The sequence below is a fragment of the Streptomyces sp. NPDC043867 genome (assembly GCF_056435845.1).
The window spans coordinates 91854-110055 of record NZ_JBWKDS010000005.1; the positions used below are offsets into that span (position 1 = coordinate 91854).

At 71.2% G+C, this 18202-nt stretch carries 13 protein-coding genes and 1 pseudogene; 7 read left to right on the forward strand and 7 right to left on the reverse strand.

Going from position 1 to position 18202, the window contains the following annotated elements; all coding sequences use genetic code 11:
- Positions 1–154 precede the first annotated feature (154 nt).
- Positions 155–1741: a Na+/H+ antiporter gene (locus AC069T_RS06890; RefSeq protein WP_478781724.1), complete on the forward strand. Its 1587-nt coding sequence runs from the start codon at positions 155–157 to the stop codon at positions 1739–1741.
- Between the two features lie 199 nt (positions 1742–1940).
- On the opposite strand, the gene AC069T_RS06895 is transcribed toward AC069T_RS06890, so the two are convergent.
- Positions 1941–3056 carry a mechanosensitive ion channel family protein gene (locus AC069T_RS06895; RefSeq protein WP_478781725.1) on the reverse strand — a complete coding sequence of 372 codons (1116 nt, stop codon included), beginning with the start codon at positions 3054–3056 and terminating at the stop codon, positions 1941–1943.
- A 105-nt stretch (positions 3057–3161) separates the two neighbouring features.
- Between AC069T_RS06895 and AC069T_RS06900 the strand changes: the two genes are divergently transcribed.
- Positions 3162–3731: a dienelactone hydrolase family protein gene (locus tag AC069T_RS06900; RefSeq protein ID WP_478781726.1), complete on the forward strand. Its 570-nt coding sequence runs from the start codon at positions 3162–3164 to the stop codon at positions 3729–3731.
- Positions 3732–3770: 39 nt separating this feature from the next.
- On the opposite strand, the gene AC069T_RS06905 is transcribed toward AC069T_RS06900, so the two are convergent.
- From AC069T_RS06905 to AC069T_RS06925, 5 genes are all read right to left on the reverse strand, one after another.
- A complete protein-coding gene (locus AC069T_RS06905) occupies positions 3771–4757 on the reverse strand; it encodes a zinc metalloprotease (RefSeq protein ID WP_478781727.1) in 987 nt (328 codons plus the stop codon).
- A 319-nt stretch (positions 4758–5076) separates the two neighbouring features.
- Positions 5077–6759, reverse strand: a complete 1683-nt coding sequence (locus AC069T_RS06910) for an alkaline phosphatase D family protein (protein ID WP_478781728.1) — start codon at positions 6757–6759, stop codon at positions 5077–5079.
- Between the two features lie 78 nt (positions 6760–6837).
- Positions 6838–7650 (reverse strand): DsbA family protein, encoded by an 813-nt coding sequence (locus AC069T_RS06915; protein WP_478781729.1) that lies wholly within the window; start codon positions 7648–7650, stop codon positions 6838–6840.
- 111 nt (positions 7651–7761) lie between these two features.
- The gene (locus AC069T_RS06920; RefSeq protein ID WP_478781730.1) at positions 7762–8448 is read right to left on the reverse strand and encodes a hypothetical protein; all 687 of its coding nucleotides are present in this window, start codon (positions 8446–8448) and stop codon (positions 7762–7764) included.
- Between the two features lie 133 nt (positions 8449–8581).
- Complete coding sequence (locus AC069T_RS06925; RefSeq protein WP_476754025.1) at positions 8582–9910, reverse strand: DUF2252 domain-containing protein; 1329 nt, start codon at positions 9908–9910, stop codon at positions 8582–8584.
- 245 nt (positions 9911–10155) lie between these two features.
- Between AC069T_RS06925 and dnaE the strand changes: the two genes are divergently transcribed.
- A complete protein-coding gene (dnaE, locus tag AC069T_RS06930) occupies positions 10156–13695 on the forward strand; it encodes a DNA polymerase III subunit alpha (RefSeq protein WP_478781731.1) in 3540 nt (1179 codons plus the stop codon).
- A gap of 124 nt (positions 13696–13819) precedes the next feature.
- On the opposite strand, the gene AC069T_RS06935 is transcribed toward dnaE, so the two are convergent.
- On the reverse strand, positions 13820–13993 hold the full coding sequence (locus tag AC069T_RS06935; RefSeq protein ID WP_478781732.1) for a hypothetical protein: 174 nt from the start codon (positions 13991–13993) through the stop codon (positions 13820–13822).
- 230 nt (positions 13994–14223) lie between these two features.
- Between AC069T_RS06935 and AC069T_RS06940 the strand changes: the two genes are divergently transcribed.
- From AC069T_RS06940 to AC069T_RS06955, 4 genes and pseudogenes are all read left to right on the forward strand, one after another.
- Positions 14224–15441 (forward strand): NYN domain-containing protein, encoded by a 1218-nt coding sequence (locus tag AC069T_RS06940; RefSeq protein ID WP_478781733.1) that lies wholly within the window; start codon positions 14224–14226, stop codon positions 15439–15441.
- A gap of 202 nt (positions 15442–15643) precedes the next feature.
- Positions 15644–16516, forward strand: a pseudogene (locus tag AC069T_RS06945) (ABC transporter ATP-binding protein); the annotation flags it as partial.
- 115 nt (positions 16517–16631) lie between these two features.
- Positions 16632–17453, forward strand: coding sequence for an ABC transporter permease (locus tag AC069T_RS06950; RefSeq protein WP_478781734.1), 822 nt, complete (start codon positions 16632–16634; stop codon positions 17451–17453).
- Between the two features lie 34 nt (positions 17454–17487).
- The gene (locus tag AC069T_RS06955; RefSeq protein WP_478781735.1) at positions 17488–18156 is read left to right on the forward strand and encodes an AAA family ATPase; all 669 of its coding nucleotides are present in this window, start codon (positions 17488–17490) and stop codon (positions 18154–18156) included.
- The last annotated feature ends 46 nt before the right edge of the window (positions 18157–18202 follow it).

Genomic DNA, 18202 nt, shown 5'->3' on the forward strand with positions numbered 1-18202 from the left:
CGTGCAGCGGTGGCCGGCGGTGCTCCCCGGACGGAGCGGTGGTCGGCGGTGCGACCCTCCCGGCCCCCTGCCGTCGCGGCGTAAGGATTCGGCACGTGGCACGCTGGACGTCTGGCCGTTCTTGATCGTCTAGCCCGTCGGAGCGCTGAGAACCGTGGATCAGTTGGCCCTGTTGTTCGTGCTGCTGCTCGGGGCCGTGGTGAGCGTCCCGGTCGGCGAACGGTTCGGGCTGCCCGCGCCGATCCTGATGACGCTCCTCGGGATCGTGCTGGCGCTGCTCGACTTCGTCCCGAACGTGGACATCCCGCCCGACCTGATCCTGCCCGCGCTGCTGCCGCCGCTGCTCTACGCCGCGGTGCGGCGCACTTCGTGGAGACAGTTCGCCGCCAACAAGCGGCCGATCTTCCTGCTGGCCGTGGCGCTGGTGTTCGTCACGACCGTGGTGGTGGCCGTGGTCGCCGGTGCCATCGTGCCCGGGCTGCCGATCGCCGCCGCCGTGGCGCTCGGCGCCCTGGTCGCCCCGCCCGACCCGGTGGCGGCGACCGCGGTCGCGGGACAGCTGGGGCTGCCCCGCAGGCTGGTGTCGATACTGGAGGGCGAGGGCCTGTTCAACGACGTGACGGCCATCGTGCTGTACCACGTCGCGATCGCCGCCGCCGTCAGCGGAACGTTCTCCCTGCCCGGCGCCGCCCTCGACCTGGTGCTGTCCGCGGTGGTCGCCCTCGTCGTCGGAGTGGCGCTCGGCTGGGGCGCCAACAAGCTGATGGACCTGCTGGGCGACCCCACCCTGCAGATCGGCCTGACGCTGCTGGTGCCGTACGCCTCCTACGTCCTGGCCGAGGAGCTGCACGGGTCCGGGGTGCTCGCCGTGCTGACGACGGCGCTGTTCCTCGCCGAGTACTCCACCGACGCCGACGACGTGATGGCCCGGCTGGCCGGGCACACCGTCTGGGACGTGGTGGACACGCTGGTCACCGGCGTCGCGTTCGGCCTCATCGGGCTGGAGCTGCACAACGCCGTCCGCACCGCCGAGGGGCGCTGGGGCGAGATGCTGGGCTGGGCCGCGGCCGTCGTGGTCGTCGTCGTCCTCGTCCGGCTGTTCTGGCTGCTGCCGGCGACCTGGCTGACCAAGCGGCTGCACGCGAAGCGGGACTACGACGAGGACATCCCGACCTCGTGGCGCGAGACCGTGGTGATGTGGTGGTCGGGGATGCGCGGGGTGGCCTCGGTCGCCCTGGCGCTGGCGATCCCGCTGAAGATGGACGACGGCTCGCCGTTCCCGAACCGGGACGAGATCATCTTCATCGCGTTCGGGGTCATCATGGCCACGCTCGTGCTCCAGGGGCTCACCCTGCCGTTCCTGGTCAGGAAGCTCGGGGTGCGCCCCGACACCGACAGCGAGAAGGAGTTCGAGAAGGGGCTGGCGATCCGCGCGGCCAAGGCCGCGAAGCGCAGGCTCAAGGAGATCGAGGAGGTGGAGGAGCTGCCGGAGGACCTGTCCGAGCAGTTGCTGCGCCGGGCTTTCGACATCGGGCTGCGGATCAGTCCCGAACTGGGCGACGACGAGCGGCGCGAGGCGCACGCGCAGCGGGCCCGGCGGATCAAGAAGGTGCGCCGGATCCAGGCGGAGATGATGAGCGCGGCCCGGCACGAGGTGCTGTCCGCGCGCAGTGAGGCGGGGGCCGACCCGGAGATCGTGGACCGGGTGCTGCGGCATCTGGACGTGCGCAGCCTGCGGTGAGCGGGCCGCGGCCTCCGGACGGGCACGGCCTGTGGTGGGCATGCCGCGGTACCGGACGTGCGCGCCCGCGGTGAGCGGCGGTGCCGCCGTGTGCGACGGTTCACCGCCGGCGTGCGACGTGGAACGGGGCCCGGCGGCCACAGGGTCGAGCTGTGGTCACCGGGCCCCGCCGCGGCTGCTGCCGCGCCGCCGTGAGGGTTCAGCCGCGGCCGGTCCGCGGTGTCTCGTGGACCCGCCGAGGCGCCCCCTCGAAGGGCGACCGCCCGTTCCTCCTGCCCGACGGCAGCAGTACCGCGTCGGCCGTGTTGACCCGGGGCAGCGCGTAGGGGTGTTCGGCGGCCAGCCAGCGGATCATCTGCTCGCGCACAGTGACCCGCACCGTCCATATGTCGTCCGCGTCCTTCGCGGTCGCCAGGGCGCGGACCTGGATGGTGCTGGGGGTCGTGTCGGTGACGGCGAGACCCCAGTCGCGGCCGTCCCAGGCGGGGCACTCCCGGAGGATGTCGCGGAGCTTGTCGCGCATCTGGGACACGGGGGCGGTGTGGTCGAGGTGGAAGAAGACGATTCCGGTCATCTGGGCGCTGCCGCGCGACCAGTTCTCGAAGGGCTTCGAGGTGAAGTACGACACAGGCATCGTGATCCGGCGCTCGTCCCAGGTCCGTACCGTCAGGAACGTGAGCGTGATCTCGTCGATCACACCCCACTCGCCGTCCACCACGACCGTGTCGCCGAGCCGGACCATGTCGCCGAAGGCGATCTGCAGACCCGCGAAGAGGTTGCTCAGGGTGGACTGGGCGGCGACACCGGCGACGATGCCGAGGATTCCGGCCGAGGCCAGCAGGGAGGCGCCGGCCGCCCGCATCGCCGGGAAGGTGAGCAGCATCGCACCGGCCGCCATCACCCCGACGATCGCGGTGACCACGCGCTGGATCAGGGACACCTGGGTGCGCACCCGGCGGACCCGGGCCGGATCGCGGTGGGCGTTCGCGTAGCGGGTGTACGAGGTCTCGACGATCGCCGCCGCGATGCGCACCACCAGCCAGGCGGCCGAGCCGATGAGGACGAGGGTCAGGGCGCGGCCTATGACGACCCGGTGGTCCCGGAACAGCTCGACCTGGTCGTACGCCCCTCTGAGCAGGGCCGCGCACAGGACGAGCTGGAAGGGGACCCGGCCGCGGCGCAGCAGCCCCCACATCGGGGTCTCGTGGTGCCGGGCGTCGGTGCGTCGCAACAACTGGTCGACGGCCCAGCCGGCGACCAGAGTGAGGACGACCGAGCCGCCGACGACGATCAGCGGACGCAGTACGTTCTCCATGCCTGCGCGCCTAACCGGCTGAGGCGCACCTGAACCTGTGATCTGTGTCGGATCCCGGGTACGGCCCCGGCCGTCACTGTCCGTGCGGGCTGGCACCATGGCCTCATGAACATCATGCTCTTTCACTCGGCCTACGGGCCGCGCCCCGCGGTGCGTGCGGCGGCGGAGCGGCTGCGCGCGGCGGGACACGAGGTGTGGACGCCCGATCTCTTCGAGGGACGCACCTTCGAGACCGTCGAGGAGGGCATGGCCTTCAAGGACGAGATCGGCAAGGACGATCTGCTCAAGCGAGCGATCCTGGCGGCCGCCCCCTATTCGGAGCGGGGGCTGGTGTACGCGGGCTTCTCGTTCGGTGCCTCCGTCGCGCAGACCCTGGCCCTCGGCGACGACAAGGCCCGCGGGCTGCTGCTCCTGCACGGCACCTCCGACATCGCGGAGAGCGCCTCGGTGGACGAGCTGCCGGTCCAGCTGCACGTCGCGGAGCCCGACGCGTTCGAGACGGACGACTGGCTGAGCGCGTGGTACCTGCGGATGCAGCGCATCGGCGCCGACGTGGAGATCTACCGGTACGCCGGTGCCGGGCACCTCTACACGGACCCCGGGCTGCCGGACCACGACGCGGAGGCGGCCGAGGCCACCTGGAAGGTGGCGCTCGGCTTCCTCGACTCGCTGTGAGGGGTCGGGGAGTGATCTCGGCGACACTCCCCGCGGGGCTCAGCCGGCGGCCCGGTAGGCGGCCCAGCTCTGCTGCATGCGCGTCACCTGGCCCGAGGTGAACTGGTACATGCAGGCGTCGTACGTGTAGTCCATGAAGTTGTGGATCGGGTCGACGCCCGACTTGCTGGTGCAGGTGTCACGCCCGGTCGGGCACTCGTAGGCGGCGCTCTTCTCGGCCGGGGTGTCGGTGACGTAGTCGCCGTTGCCGTTGCAGCCGCCCTGGAAGGTGTGGTAGAGCCCCATCCAGTGGCCGACCTCGTGCGTGGCGGTGTCGCCCTCGTCGTAGTGCGTGGCCGAGCCGCCGGGCAGCGAGGTGTCGAGGACGACCACGCCGTCCATGGTGGGGCTGGACTTGTAGCTGCTGGGGAAGGTGGCCCAGCCGAGCAGGCCGCCGCCGAGGTTGGCGGTGTAGATGTTGAGGGCGTTCGCGCCGCCCTTGCGGAGGGCGGTCTTCATGGCCTTCTCCGCCGTCGAGCCCGAACTGAGGTTGTACCAGGCCGCGTTGTCCGTGTAGTCGGTGCCGGCCAGCGTGAACTGGTAACCCGAGTCGGTGTTGCCGGTGCCCTGGCCCGCGTAGGCCGCGTTCAGCACGTTCAGCTGGCTGCTGATCTGGGCCGAGCTGAGCTGGCCGGTGGCGCCGTCGTGGATGACGTGGAAGTACACCGGGATGGTGGCCGTGGCGGCCGCGGCGGACAGCCGCCCGCCGCTCGCGCGCAGCTTGTCGAGCTTCTTGTGCAGGTCGGCGTCCATGGCCTGGGCCCTGGCCTGGGTGAGCTCGTTGGGCTCGGCCGCGTGCTGGCCGGCCTTGGGGCGGGCCTCCCGGGCGACGGAGCTCGCCTCGTCGGCGCAGTCGGTGGCCGGAGCCGTGGCCGCCGCGACGCCGGTGGGCGCGGAGAGGGGAGTGAGCATGAGCGTTCCGGCCATGACGGCCGTGCCGAGAAGGCGTCTGCGCACAAGGGGGGATATTCGGGCAAGCGCACGCATGCTGACTCCTAGCGGATGCGGTGGGGAGGGCCTTTTTCTGGCCGCCGCCGGGAGATTACGTGGACATGATGAATCTTGAAGAGAATCGTTCCGGCCCAATCAAACGTCAGGCGAACAAGGGCAATTGGGAGAAGAAATTCGGTCCCGGTGCCAAGTTTGAGACCGCGGCGTAACGAGCGCGGTGACCACGGCGGGTGGTGTGTCCGGATTCGGACCGTGCGTGGCGCCACCCGCCGTAGTGGCGTGATCTTCCGTTAACAGACCGGGGGTGAAGTGCCGGTGGCCGAAAATCGCCCCCCGGTCCGCAGGTGCTGCCGGGTCAGCGCACGGGCGCGTACACCCGCTCGACCTTCTGCGTACCGCTGCGCGTGCGGTACGAACGGGCCCAGGACGAGGTCGCGTCCGGGTCCCTGCGGTCGGAGAGCACGTAGTAGTCCATCTGCGCGCGGTCCGCGGTGATGTCCAGGACGCCGTAGCCGTGCCGGTCCGTGTCGACCCAGTGGACGTGCCGGTTGGCGGCGCGGATCAGCGGCGAGGCCACCGTCGACACGGTGCCCTCGGGCACCTTGACGATGTCGTCGAGGTTGTCGGACGTGACCGAGGTGACGACGAACTCCGTCGCGGCCGAGGGCGACAGCGGATACGTGCCGGCGTCGACCGGCACGTCGTTGGCCCACGCCATGTGGATGTCGCCGGTCAGGAAGACGGTGTTGCGGATCGCGTGGGCGCGCAGGTGGCCGAGCAGTTCCCGGCGGTCGTCCGTGTAGCCGTCCCACTGGTCGGTGTTGAGGGCGATGCCCTCCTGCGGCAGCCCGAGCAGCTTGGCGAGCGGCTTGAGCAGGTCGGCCGGGAGGGAGCCCACCGCGAACGGCGAGATCATCACGGAGTTGCCGACCAGCCGCCAGGTGGCGTCCGAGGCCCGCAGGCCCGCCTTGAGCCAGTCCAGTTGCGCCCGGCCGGTGAGCGTACGGTCCGGGTCGTCCACCGAGCCGCTGCCCGAGGACGCCTGCTGCGAGCGGAAGCTGCGCAGGTCGAGCAGCGAGAGGTCGGCCAGCTTGCCGAAGCGCAGCCGGCGGTAGGTGGTGCCCTCGATCGCCGGACGGACCGGCATCCACTCGAAGTACGCCTGCTTCGCGGCCTGCTGGCGGGCGGACCAGGCGCCCTCCGTGCCCTCGGTGTGGTTCACCGCCCCGCCGGGCCAGGCGTTGTCGGCGAACTCGTGGTCGTCCCAGATCGCCACGACCGGCGCCGCGTGGTGCAGGGCCTGCAGGTCCGGGTCGGTCTTGTAACGCCCATGCCGGGTGCGGTAGTCGGCGAGGGTGAGGATCTCGTTCGCCGGGGCGTGCGGCCGCACGACCGTGCCGCGCGCCGCGTACTCGCCGGACTTGTACTCGTAGATGTAGTCGCCCAGGTGCAGCCAGGCGTCCAGGTCGCCGCGCGCGGCCAGGTGCCGGTACGGCGAGAAGTAGCCCGCCTCCCAGTTGGCGCAGGAGACCACGCCGAAGCGCAGACCGGCCACGCCCGCGTCGGCGGCCGGGGCGGTACGGGTGCGGGCGGCGGGCGAGTCGGTGCCGCCGCAGGAGAAGCGGAACCAGTAGTCGGTGGCCGGGCGCAGGCCGCGGATGTCCGCCTTGACGGTGTGGTCGGAGGCGGCCGAGGCGGTGGTGGATCCCTTGGCGACGACCGTGCCGAACGCCTTGTCCTCGGCGACGGTCCAGGAGACCTCGACGTCGGGGCCGAGCCCCGAACCGGGTATCGCCTCGGACGTGGGGGTCACCCGGGTCCACAGCAGGATCCCGTCGGGCAGCGGGTCGCCGGAGGCGACGCCGTGCAGGAACGCCGGGGTCCCGGCGGCGGCCCGGGCCGGGAGCGCGGCGGCGAGCGGAGCCGCGAGGGCGGCGGTGGCCGCCGCGGCCTTGACGACCGTACGGCGGCGGGGGGCGCGCAACTCGGCGACGCCCGTGGTGTCTTGCGACTCGATGGATCTGTATCGACTGGTCACGGACGATCAGATTACTGACCGGTACGCGAAAGAGCGGACGAACTGTCGAAAGTTCGCCCGCTCTTGGCTGCCGGTACGTCAGGCCTTGAGCGCCTTGTCGATCGCCGTCCGGTACTCGGCGACGGTCATCGGCGCGGTCTTGCCGTCCGAGCCGACCACCTCCTTGCCGTCCATCTTCAGCGTCGGCGTCGCGGAGACACCGCTCTTGTCGAACGTGGCCGACATCTCCAGCGCCCACTTGTCGTAGGTGCCGTCCTTCACCGCCTTCTGGAACGCCTTGTTGTCCTTGAGGGCGTCCACGGTGTTGGCGACCTTGATCAGGTACGCGTCGTCCTTGAACTTGTCGTCCGTCTCCTCCGGGTGGTACTTCGCCGAGTAGAGGGCGGTCTTGTACTCCAGGAAGGCGTCGCTGCTGACGTTCAGCGCGGCCCCCATGGCACTGAGCGCGTTCCTGGAGCCCTCGCCCGGGGAGCCGTTGTCGATGAACGTGGCGCCGATGTACCGGATCTTGTACTTGCCGTCCTCGACGTCCTTGTCGACGGTCGCGCCGACGGCCTGCTCGAAGCTCGCGCAGACCGGGCAGCGCGGGTCCTCGTACATGTCCAGGGTCTTCTCGGCACCGCTCTTGCCGATGACGACGGTCGTGCCCTTCGCGCCGGTCGTGTGGGCCGGCTTGACGAGCTTGTCGTCCTTGGCGGCCTCCCAGTAACCCGGCTTGTTGTTCTGCACCACGGCGTACCCGATGCCGCCGGCTATCGCCAGGACGCCGACGACCGAGCAGGCCACGATGACCTGCCGCTTGACCTTGTCGCGCTTGGCCTGGCGCTCGCGCTCCTGGCGCAACCGCTCACGGGCCGCCATCTTCGACGCCTGGCTGTTCCGCTTGCTCATAGTGGTGATCTCCCTGGGGGACGCGCACAGTCGTACGCGGAATTCGTCGGGGGGACTGCTGGTGCTCAGGCCGGTGCCCCGGGTTCCGCCGGGCTCCTGCCGGGCTCCTGCTCAGGCGGGAACGGTGCAGCGGGGCGGTCCCCGGCGTCCCAGGGAGTGCACCAACAGCGAGGTCCGGGCGGCGGCGGCCCGGCGGACCGGACGCGGCAGCCTGCGCACCGGAGCGAGCCGTACCCGCACGGCGGCGACGGCGAGCAGCAGGGGCCGGAAGGTGGCGGCGCCGACCGCGCGCAGCAGCTGCGCCAGGGCCCGCTCGCCGCGCCGCAGCCAGGCGGCGGCCAGCAGGCCGGTGCCCACGTGCGCACCGAGCAGCAGCCAGGCGGCCCCCGGGTCGGCGTGCGCGAGCAGGGCCGCCGCGAAGCCGCCGTGGCCCGCGGTCACGCGGGCGAGCGGGGCGCCGACGTCGGTGCCGCCGCACAGCACGTCGAGGCCGACCGAGCGCAGCGGACCGGTGACCGGGCCGCCCGCCGGGCCGTAACAGACGTGCTGGCCCGTGGTGAACACCGTGTCGGCGGCCAGCTCCAGCGGGATCAGCAGGGCGGCGATCCGGCCGAAGCCGCGCTCGCGGCCCGCGAGCGCGTACGAGACGGCGAAGACGGCGCCGGTGATCACGGCCACGGTGCTCGGCGGCAGCGGAACCCGGGACAGCAGCACGTGCGACGCCGTCGAGAGCGTCACGACGACGGCCGTGAACAGAGCCGCGCGAAGGGCTCTGAGCTGGGTCCCGGATATGTCCATAGCGCTGGAGAGTGTCCCACGGGCCGCCGTATGAGGCCCCTAAAGGATTCCTGTGTGCTGCCCGAGCGTTGTACGGCGGCCCGGGCCCGCGGCCGCACCGCCCGGCCGTGGGTCCCACGGCCGGGGCAGGCGGCTACAGGCCGGGGATCCGGCCGTTGCGGAAGAGGTCCACGAAGATCTGGTGGTCGGCACGCGCGCGTGCCCCGTAGTCGTGAGCGAAGTCGACCAGGAGGTCGGCGAAGCCGTCCTCGTCGGCCGCGATCGCCGCGTCGATGGCCCGCTCCGTGGAGAACGGGACAAGCTCCGAGTGACCGCTCTCGTCGTCCGCCGCCGCGTGCATCGTGGCCGTGGCACGGCCGAGGTCGGCGACCACCGTCGCGATCTCCTCCGGGTCGTCGATGTCGCCCCAGTCCAGGTCGACCGCGTACGGCGACACCTCGGCGACCAGCTGGCCCGCGCCGTCCAGCTCGGTCCAGCCGAGCCACGGGTCGGCGTGCGCCTGGAGGGCACGCTGCGAGATCACCGTGCGGTGGCCCTCGTGCTGGAAGTACTCGCGGATCGAGGCGTCCGTGATGTGCCGGGAGACGGCCGGGGTCTGGGCCTGCTTCACGTAGATCACGACATCGTTCTCCAGGGCGTCGCTGTTGCCCTCCAGGAGGATGTTGTACGACGGCAGGCCCGCCGAGCCGATGCCGATGCCGCGGCGGCCCACGACGTCCTTCACCCGGTACGAGTCGGGGCGGGTCAGCGAGGACTCCGGGAGGGTCTCCAGATAGCCGTCGAAGGCGGCGAGCACCTTGTAGCGGGTGGCCGCGTCCAGCTCGACCGAGCCGCCGTCCTCCGCGAAGCGGCGCTCGAAGTCACGGATCTCGGTCATCGAGTCCAGCAGCCCGAAGCGGGTCAGCGAGCGCGCGACGCGCAGCGCGCCCAGCAGCGGGCCCTCGGCGGTGTCCAGCGTGAAGGGGGGCACCTCGTCGCTCTTGGCCCCCGTGGACAGGGCGCGGATGCGCTCGCGGTACGCCCGCGCGTAGACCCTGACCAGCTCGGTGATCTGCTCGTCACTGAGCGCCTTCGCGTACCCGATCAGCGCCACGGAGGCGGCGAAGCGCTTGAGGTCCCAGGTGAAGGGGCCGACGTAGGCCTCGTCGAAGTCGTTCACGTTGAAGATCAGCCGGCCCTGGGCGTCCATGTACGTGCCGAAGTTCTCGGCGTGCAGGTCGCCGTGGATCCACACCCGCGACGTGCGCTCGTCCAGGTAGGGGCCGCCCCGCTTGTCGGCGTCCAGGTCGTGGTAGAAGAGGCCCGCGGTGCCCCGGTAGAACGCGAAGGCGCTGGCCGCCATCTTGCGGAACTTCACACGGAACGCGGCCGGGTCGGCGGCCAGGAGCTCGCCGAACGCGGTGTCGAAGACGGCGAGGATCTGCTCGCCGCGTTGCTCGGCGCTGAGCTGCGGGACCGACATCGCTGGGTGCCTCCTGGTGCAGGTGGTGCGTGACATGGGGGACGGTCGCGCCGCCCTTGCAGGGACGGGCGGCCCCGTCCGCTTCAACGGACGACGGTACGCGGGAGTGCCCGCGTGCCCCGCACGGAGGTACGGGGGAGAGCCTCCGGAGTGTCAGTGCCGCGGCATAGACTTCGACGCTGTCCCACCAGACCGTCCGCAGCCTGTCGACGATTGTTCTTCTGTTCTTCCTGGAGGCCGAAGCCGTGTCAAAGCCGCCGTTCACGCACCTGCACGTCCACACCCAGTACTCGCTGCTGGACGGTGCCGCGCGGCTCAAGGACATGTTCGCGGCGTGCAACGAGATGGGCATGACGCACATCGCGATGAGCGACCACGGCAACCTCCACGGGGCGTACGACTTCTTCCACACGGCGCAGAAGGCGGGCGTCACCCCGATCATCGGGATCGAGGCGTACGTCGCTCCCGAGTCCCGGCGCAACAAGCGCAAGATCCAGTGGGGCCAGCCGCACCAGAAGCGCGACGACGTGTCCGGTTCGGGTGGTTACACGCACAAGACGATCTGGGCGGCGAACAAGACGGGCCTGCACAACCTCTTCAAGCTCTCCTCGGACGCGTACGCCGAGGGCTGGCTCCAGAAGTGGCCGCGCATGGACAAGGAGACCATCTCCCAGTGGTCCGAGGGGCTCATCGCGTCCACCGGCTGCCCGTCCGGCGAGCTGCAGACCCGGCTGCGCCTCGGCCAGTTCGACGAGGCCCTGAAGTCGGCCGCCGAGTACCAGGAGATCTTCGGCAAGGACCGCTACTTCCTGGAGCTGATGGACCACGGGATCGAGATCGAGCGCCGGGTCCGCGACGGCCTCCTGGAGATCGGCAAGAAGCTCGGCATCCCGCCCCTGGTGACGAACGACTCGCACTACACGTACGCGCACGAGGCGACCGCCCACGACGCCCTGCTGTGCATCCAGACCGGCAAGAACCTCTCGGACCCCGACCGCTTCCGCTTCGACGGCACCGGCTACTACCTGAAGTCCACGGACGAGATGTACGCCATCGACTCCTCGGACGCCTGGCAGGAGGGCTGCGCCAACACCCTCCTGGTCGCCGAGCAGATCGACACCACCGGCATGTTCGAGGCCAAGAACCTCATGCCGAAGTTCGAGATCCCGGAGGGGTACACCGAGGTCACCTGGTTCCAGGAGGAGGTCCGGGTCGGCATGGGCCGCCGCTACCCGGGCGGGGTCCCCGAGGACCGCCAGAGGCAGGCGGAGTACGAGATGGACGTCATCATCCAGATGGGGTTCCCGGGCTACTTCCTCGTCGTCGCCGACTTCATCATGTGGGCCAAGAAGAACGGCATCGCCGTCGGCCCCGGCCGAGGGTCCGCGGCCGGTTCGATCGTCGCGTACGCCATGGGCATCACCGACCTCGACCCGATCGAGCACGGTCTGATCTTCGAGCGGTTCCTGAACCCCGAGCGCGTCTCCATGCCCGATGTCGACATCGACTTCGACGAGCGCAGGCGCGTCGAGGTGATCAGGTACGTGACCGAGAAGTACGGCGCCGACAAGGTCGCCATGATCGGCACCTACGGCAAGATCAAGGCCAAGAACGCGATCAAGGACTCCGCGCGGGTACTGGGCTACCCGTACGCGATGGGCGACCGGCTCACCAAGGCCATGCCCGCCGACGTCCTCGGCAAGGGCATCGACCTGAACGGCATCACCGACCCCTCGCACCCGCGCTACAACGAGGCCGGCGAGATCCGCGCGATGTACGAGAACGAGCCGGACGTCAAGAAGGTCATCGACACCGCCAAGGGCGTCGAGGGCCTGGTCCGGCAGATGGGCGTGCACGCCGCCGGCGTGATCATGTCCAGCGAGCCCATCGTCGACCACGCCCCGATCTGGGTGCGGCACACCGACGGCGTCACCATCACGCAGTGGGACTACCCCCAGTGCGAGTCGCTCGGCCTGCTCAAGATGGACTTCCTGGGCCTGCGGAACCTGACCATCATGGACGACGCCGTCAAGATGGTGGAGGCCAACAAGGGCGTCAGGCTGGAGCTCCTCCAGGTCCCGCTGGACGACCCCAGGACGTACGAGATGCTCTGCCGCGGCGACACGCTCGGCGTGTTCCAGTTCGACGGCGGGCCGATGCGTTCGCTGCTGCGCCAGATGCAGCCCGACAACTTCGAGGACATCTCCGCCGTCTCGGCCCTGTACCGGCCGGGTCCGATGGGCATGAACTCGCACATCAACTACGCGGAGCGCAAGAACGGGCGCCAGGAGATCACACCGATCCACCCGGAGCTCGAGGAGCCCCTGAAGGAGACGCTGGGCCTGACCTACGGCCTCATCGTCTACCAGGAGCAGGTGCAGAAGGCCGCCCAGATCATCGCCGGGTACTCGCTCGGCGAGGCCGACATCCTGCGCCGCGTGATGGGCAAGAAGAAGCCCGAGGAGCTGGCGAAGAACTTCACCATCTTCCAGGCCGGAGCCAAGAAGAACGGCTTCTCCGACGAGGCGATCCAGGCCCTGTGGGACGTCCTGGTGCCCTTCGCCGGCTACGCGTTCAACAAGGCGCACTCCTCCGCGTACGGCCTCGTCACGTACTGGACCGCCTACCTCAAGGCCAACTACCCGGCCGAGTACATGGCGGCCCTGCTGACCTCGGTGAAGGACGACAAGGACAAGTCGGCCGTCTATCTGAACGAGTGCCGGCGCATGGGCATCAAGGTCCTGCCGCCCAACGTGAACGAGTCCGAGCACAACTTCGCCGCCCAGGGCGACGACGTGATCCTCTTCGGGCTCTCCGCCGTCCGCAACGTCGGCACGAACGTGGTCGAGGCGATCATCCGCGGCCGCAAGGCCAAGGGGAAGTACACGTCCTTCCCCGACTACCTCGACAAGGTCGAGGCGGTCGCCTGCAACAAGCGCACCACCGAATCGCTCATCAAGGCGGGCGCGTTCGACACGATGGGGCACACCCGCAAGGGCCTCACCGCACAGTACGAGCCGATGATCGACAACGTGGTGCAGGTCAAGCGCAAGGAGGCCGAGGGCCAGTTCGACCTCTTCGGCGGCATGGGCGACGACGCCGCGGACGAGCCGGGCTTCGGACTCGACGTCGAGTTCACGACCGACGAGTGGGACAAGACCTATCTCCTCGCGCAGGAGCGGGAGATGCTCGGGCTGTACGTCTCCGACCACCCGCTCTTCGGCCTGGAGCACGTCCTGTCCGACAAGGCGGACGCGGGCATCTCCCAGCTCACCGGCGGTGAGCACTCAGACGGCGCGGTCGTGACCATCGGCGGCATCATCTCGGGCCTCCAGCGCAAGATGACCAAGCAGGGCAACGCCTGGGCCATCGCGACGGTGGAGGACCTCGCGGGCTCCATCGAGTGCATGTTCTTCCCGGCGACCTACCAGCTGGTGTCGACCCAACTCGTCGAGGACGCCGTGGTGTTCGTCAAGGGACGCCTCGACAAGCGCGAGGACGTGCCGCGGCTCGTCGCGATGGAGCTGATGGTCCCCGACCTGTCGAACGCGGGCACCAACGCGCCCGTGATCCTGACCATCCCGACGGTGAAGGTCACCCCGCCCATGGTCAGCCGGCTCGGGGAGATCCTCAGCCACCACAAGGGCGACAGCGAGGTCCGCATCAAGCTCCAGGGCCCGAGCAAGACGACCGTGCTCCGGCTCGACCGGCACCGGGTCAAGCCCGACCCCGCCCTCTTCGGCGACCTGAAGGTCCTGCTCGGACCGGCCTGCCTGGCGGGCTGACCACCGGGAGAGCGGCCGGGCAAGGCCCGCGGCGGGCCGGCCGGACGGACGCAGCGAGGGGCGCACCCACCCGCGGGTGCGCCCCTCGCTGCGTGCTCAGGCCTCAACGGCCCTGTCGCCCGCCTCAGTTGTGGCCGAAGCGCTTCTGGTGCTTACGGGCGACATCGGAGGGGCTGCCCTGGACCTGAGCCAGCTGCGCTGCCTCGGTCGCGGTGGAACGCGCGTGCTCCGGAGCCTGGTCCGGCTGCGCGGAACGGTCCTGGGCGGCGCCCTGCTTGCGGTTCTTGTTCTTGGCCATGGTGATCTGCCTCCTGAAGGGGATCTAGGGGCCAGGGCCGGAACCAGATTCACACGGGCCGACAAGCCGCGCATGTCGGATAATTACCGTGCGTGATAAGCGCTGTCGGGGAACGATCCGCCGCTGCGCCACGCCGAAGATCGAGTTCGGGCCGTTAACCTTCGCGCCGTCGGGCAGACTCGAACCAAGCCCGAAGCGAAGCTCCCGGAAACCGGAAAGAGGGTGGACCCGTGGACCGCTGCATCGTCCTGGTGGACGCCGGGTACCTGCTCGGGGCCGCCGCCAGTCTGCTCGCCGGGGAACCCTCTCGCTCCCGGATCACCGTCGACCACGCCGCCCTCATCCAGGGGTTGCGCGAGCGCGCCGAGTCCGACACGGAACGGCCCCTGCTGCGCATCTACTGGTTCGACGGCGCCCCCGACCGCGTACCCCAGCCCGAGCACCGCAGGCTGCGCGTGATGCCGCGCGTGACGGTCCGCCTGGGCGCGCTGACCCGCAGCGACGGCCGGTGGGCGCAGAAGGGCGTCGACGCCGCCATGCACGCCGAACTGACCGAACTGGCGCGCAACCGCGCCTGCTCCGACGTGGTCCTGGTCACCGGCGACGGGGATCTGCTGCCCGGCATGATGGCGGCGAAGGAGCACGGCGTCGCCGTCCACCTGTGGGCCGTGCAGGCCGCCGACGGCGACTACAACCAGTCCGAGGACCTCGTCGCCGAGGCCGACGAGCGCCGCGTGCTCGACCGGATCTGGATCACCAGGGCCGTCCGCGCCAAGGAGACGGGCGCGGTCTGCGCGCCGTCGCCCGTGCCGCGGCCCGAGATCGCCGCCATCCTCTCCGCGCCGCTGCCCGAGTCGGCGCCCTCCGCCGCGGCCGGCCGGACCGCGGAGCAGACCGAGCACGTCACGGCGGCCGAGCCCCGCGACGGCACACAGGAGCGGGTCCCCGCACCCAAGGGCGTCCCCACCCCCAAGGATCTCGCCGCGCTGCGCGGACCCGGCACCCAGCCCGCCCAGCACCCGACGACCGCGACGCTGCGCTGGTCCTCCGACAAGGGCTGGGTCGAGCGCCCGGGCGGCGCAGGTGAGTCCGCGGAGGCCGCCTCGCTGCCCACGCTCGCCCAGCTCACCTCCGCCGAGCAGCGCTGGGCGGACCGCGAGGAGGACATCACCACCGTCGGCGGCGACCCGTACGAGGTCGGACAGGTGTTCGCGCGTCGCTGGATGGCCCGGCTCACGGACCAGAACCACCTGCAGAAGCTCTCCGCGATGTACCCGCGCGTCCCGCACCGGGTGGACGGGGAGCTGCTGCGGTACGCCGCCCGCTTCGGGCTCCTCGCGCACAAGGACGACCAGATCGACGAGCACGACCGGTACGCGATCCGGGCCGGCTTCTGGCGCGAGATCGACGTGCGCACGGCGGCGGAGCACGCGCCCGCGGGGGAGTGAGCGACGGCCCCGGGCGCATAACGGGGCATCGGACCCCGTAGGCTCGTCCCTCGTGAGTACGCGCACGGCACAGGCAGTCCGCAGGGGACACGGTGGTGCTGTCGTGTGCGCCGTCCGGGGCCTGACGAAGACCTACCCGGCGGTGCGCGGACGGCGCGGTGCCCCCGCGACACCCGAGGTGCGGGCCAACGACGGGGTGCGCCTCGACATCCGGCGCGGCGAGATCTTCGGACTGCTCGGGCCCAACGGCGCCGGCAAGTCCACCCTCGTACGGCAGCTGACCGGGCTGATGCGGCCCGACGGCGGCAGCGTCGAGATCCTCGGCCACGACATCGTGCGCCACCCCGAGCGGGCGGCGCGCATCCTCGCGTACCTCGGGCAGGAGTCCACCGCCCTCGACGACCTGACCGTGTCGCTCGCCGCGGAGACGACCGGGCGGCTGCGCGGACTGGAACTGCGGCAGGCGCGCGCCGAACGGGACGCGGTCCTGGACGAGCTCGGCCTCACGCCCCTCGCCTCCCGCCCGCTGCGGAGGCTCTCCGGCGGACAGCGGCGGCTCGCCTGCTTCGCCGCCGCCCTGGTCGGTAAGCGCCCGCTGCTCGTCCTCGACGAGCCGACGACCGGCATGGACCCCGTCGCCCGCCGGGCCGTGTGGGCCGCCGTCGACCGGCGCCGGGCCGAGCACGGCACGACCGTCCTGCTGGTCACCCACAACGTCATCGAGGCGGAGACGGTGCTCGACCGGGTCGCCGTCCTCGACCGGGGCCGGGTCATCGCCTGCGACACCCCGGCCGGGCTCAAGGAACAGGTCGCCGGCGAGGTACGCGTCGAACTCGTGTGGCGGCAGAGCGCCCCCCTGCACGTCCCCGAGGTCGCCGCGCTGCGCGCCCGCGCCGTCGAGTCCGGCCGCCGCTGGACGTTGCGGCTCGCACCCGAGGAGGCCCGTGCGGCCGTCGCCACGGTCACCGGGGGAGCCGCCTTCACCGCCCTGGACGACTTCACGCTGGCCACCCCGAGCCTGGAGGACGTGTACCTGGCGCTGGGCGGAAACGGGCAGGGGCTGGTGAAATCGTGAGTGCACAGGCCGCGGTGTCCGTACGGGACGCCGGAGGCGCCGCCGGGTGCCGCCCGCGCGGTGCCGAGGGCGCCGGGAACAGGACGGCTGCCGGAGCGAAGAGGAGCAGCTCGACGTGAGTGTCGTACCCGCTGGGGTTCTGCCGGGCGGCGCGCTGCCCGTGGCCGAGGATGCCGGCGACGCCGCGGAACTGGGGCCGCGGGCACGGCTGTGGCCGTCGCTGGCCGCCGTGTACCGGGCGCAGCTCTCCCGCGCCCGGGTCGCGCGGATCCCGCTGCTGTTCGTGGCCACCTTCCAGTCCGTCGGGATCATGATCCTGATGCGCGGTGTGGTGGACGGCGGAGGCGAGGCGCGTTCCGTGGTGGCCGGGGCGTCGGTCCTGGTGGTGGCCTTCGTCGCCCTCAACCTCCTCGCCCAGTACTTCGGGCAGCTGCGGGCCGGCGGCGGACTCGACCACTACGCGACGCTGCCGGTGCCGCCCGCCGCCGTGGTGCTCGGCGCCGCCGGCGCGTACGCCTCGTTCACCGTGCCGGGGACCTTCGCCACCGCCGTCTTCGGCTCCGTGCTCTTCGGGCTGCCGATGACGCACCTGTGGGTGCTCGCCGCGGTGATCCCGCTCGCGGGCGCCGCGCTCGCCGGGCTCGGGGCCGCGCTCGGGCTGCTCGCGCCGCGGCCCGAACTCGCCACGCTCCTCGGTCAGCTGGGCATGTCGGCGGCGCTGCTGCTCGGGGTGCTCCCGCCGGAGCGGCTGCCGACGGTGGTCCGGTACGCGCGTGACCTGCTGCCGTCCACGTACGGCGTCGAGGCGTTCGCGCGGGCCTTCGACGCCCGTCCCGACTGGGCCTTCGTCGTCGGTGACCTCGCCGTGTGCGCCGGGGTGGGCGTCGCCTCGCTGGCGCTCGCGACCTGGGCGTACCGCCGGGCGGCCGTCCGGTGACGCGGCCCACAGGCGGGCCTGGCACGATGTCAGGGTGACCGCACCGCTGACTCCGCCTCCGCCGCCGCACCAGGGTTCCCCGCACCACGACTGGCAGGCACCGCCCGCCGACGGCGCCACCGGGGGCTCCCTGTACGAACAGGACGGCCCCGGAATGAAGACCGAAGTGCGGGAGGCCGCCGTCGTCACCGTGGCGGTGGCGCTCGGCGGGGTGCTGCTCGGTCTGCTGTGGTGGTGGCTCGCTCCGCACGTGCCCCTCGTCGGCGGCATCGTCGACAAGAAGTGGGTCGTGTACTTCAAGGACACCGAGGGCGAGCAGGCCATCGGGGTCGACGGAACGTTTACCCTCCTCGCGGTCGCGTTCGGGGCGCTCAGTGCGCTCGGGGTGTTCCTGGTGCGGCGGCGCGGGGGTGTGCCGCTCGTGGTCGGGCTCGCGGTGGGAGGGCTGCTCGGGTCGCTGCTCGCCTGGCGGATCGGCGTGTGGCTCGGGCCCACGTCCAACGTGATCGCCCACGCCAGGGCCGTCGGCAAGGGGGTCACCTTCTCGGCGCCGCTGAAGCTGAACGCCAAGGGGGCGTTGCTCGCGTGGTCGCTGGCCGGGCTGGCCGTGCATCTCGGGCTGACCGCGATGTTCGGGCCCCGGGATCCCGAGCCGTATCCCGGCGGTCACGGGGCCGCGTCGGTGCCTTCCGCGGGGGCGTAGGTCCCCGGGGTGCCCGGGGCGGGCGTGGGGTGTCTCGCCCCCTCCG

Bases quoted from the DNA above. Each gene is read 5' to 3' on its own strand.
- AC069T_RS06900 (WP_478781726.1), top strand. From the start codon at position 3,162: ATGAACATCATGCTCTTTCACTCGGCCTACGGGCCGCGCCCCGCGGTG.
- AC069T_RS06935 (WP_478781732.1), bottom strand. From the start codon at position 13,993: ATGGCCAAGAACAAGAACCGCAAGCAGGGCGCCGCCCAGGACCGTTCC.
- AC069T_RS06895 (WP_478781725.1), bottom strand. From the start codon at position 3,056: ATGGAGAACGTACTGCGTCCGCTGATCGTCGTCGGCGGCTCGGTCGTC.
- AC069T_RS06920 (WP_478781730.1), bottom strand. From the start codon at position 8,448: ATGGACATATCCGGGACCCAGCTCAGAGCCCTTCGCGCGGCTCTGTTC.
- AC069T_RS06905 (WP_478781727.1), bottom strand. From the start codon at position 4,757: ATGCGTGCGCTTGCCCGAATATCCCCCCTTGTGCGCAGACGCCTTCTC.
- AC069T_RS06925 (WP_476754025.1), bottom strand. From the start codon at position 9,910: ATGTCGGTCCCGCAGCTCAGCGCCGAGCAACGCGGCGAGCAGATCCTC.
- AC069T_RS06915 (WP_478781729.1), bottom strand. From the start codon at position 7,650: ATGAGCAAGCGGAACAGCCAGGCGTCGAAGATGGCGGCCCGTGAGCGG.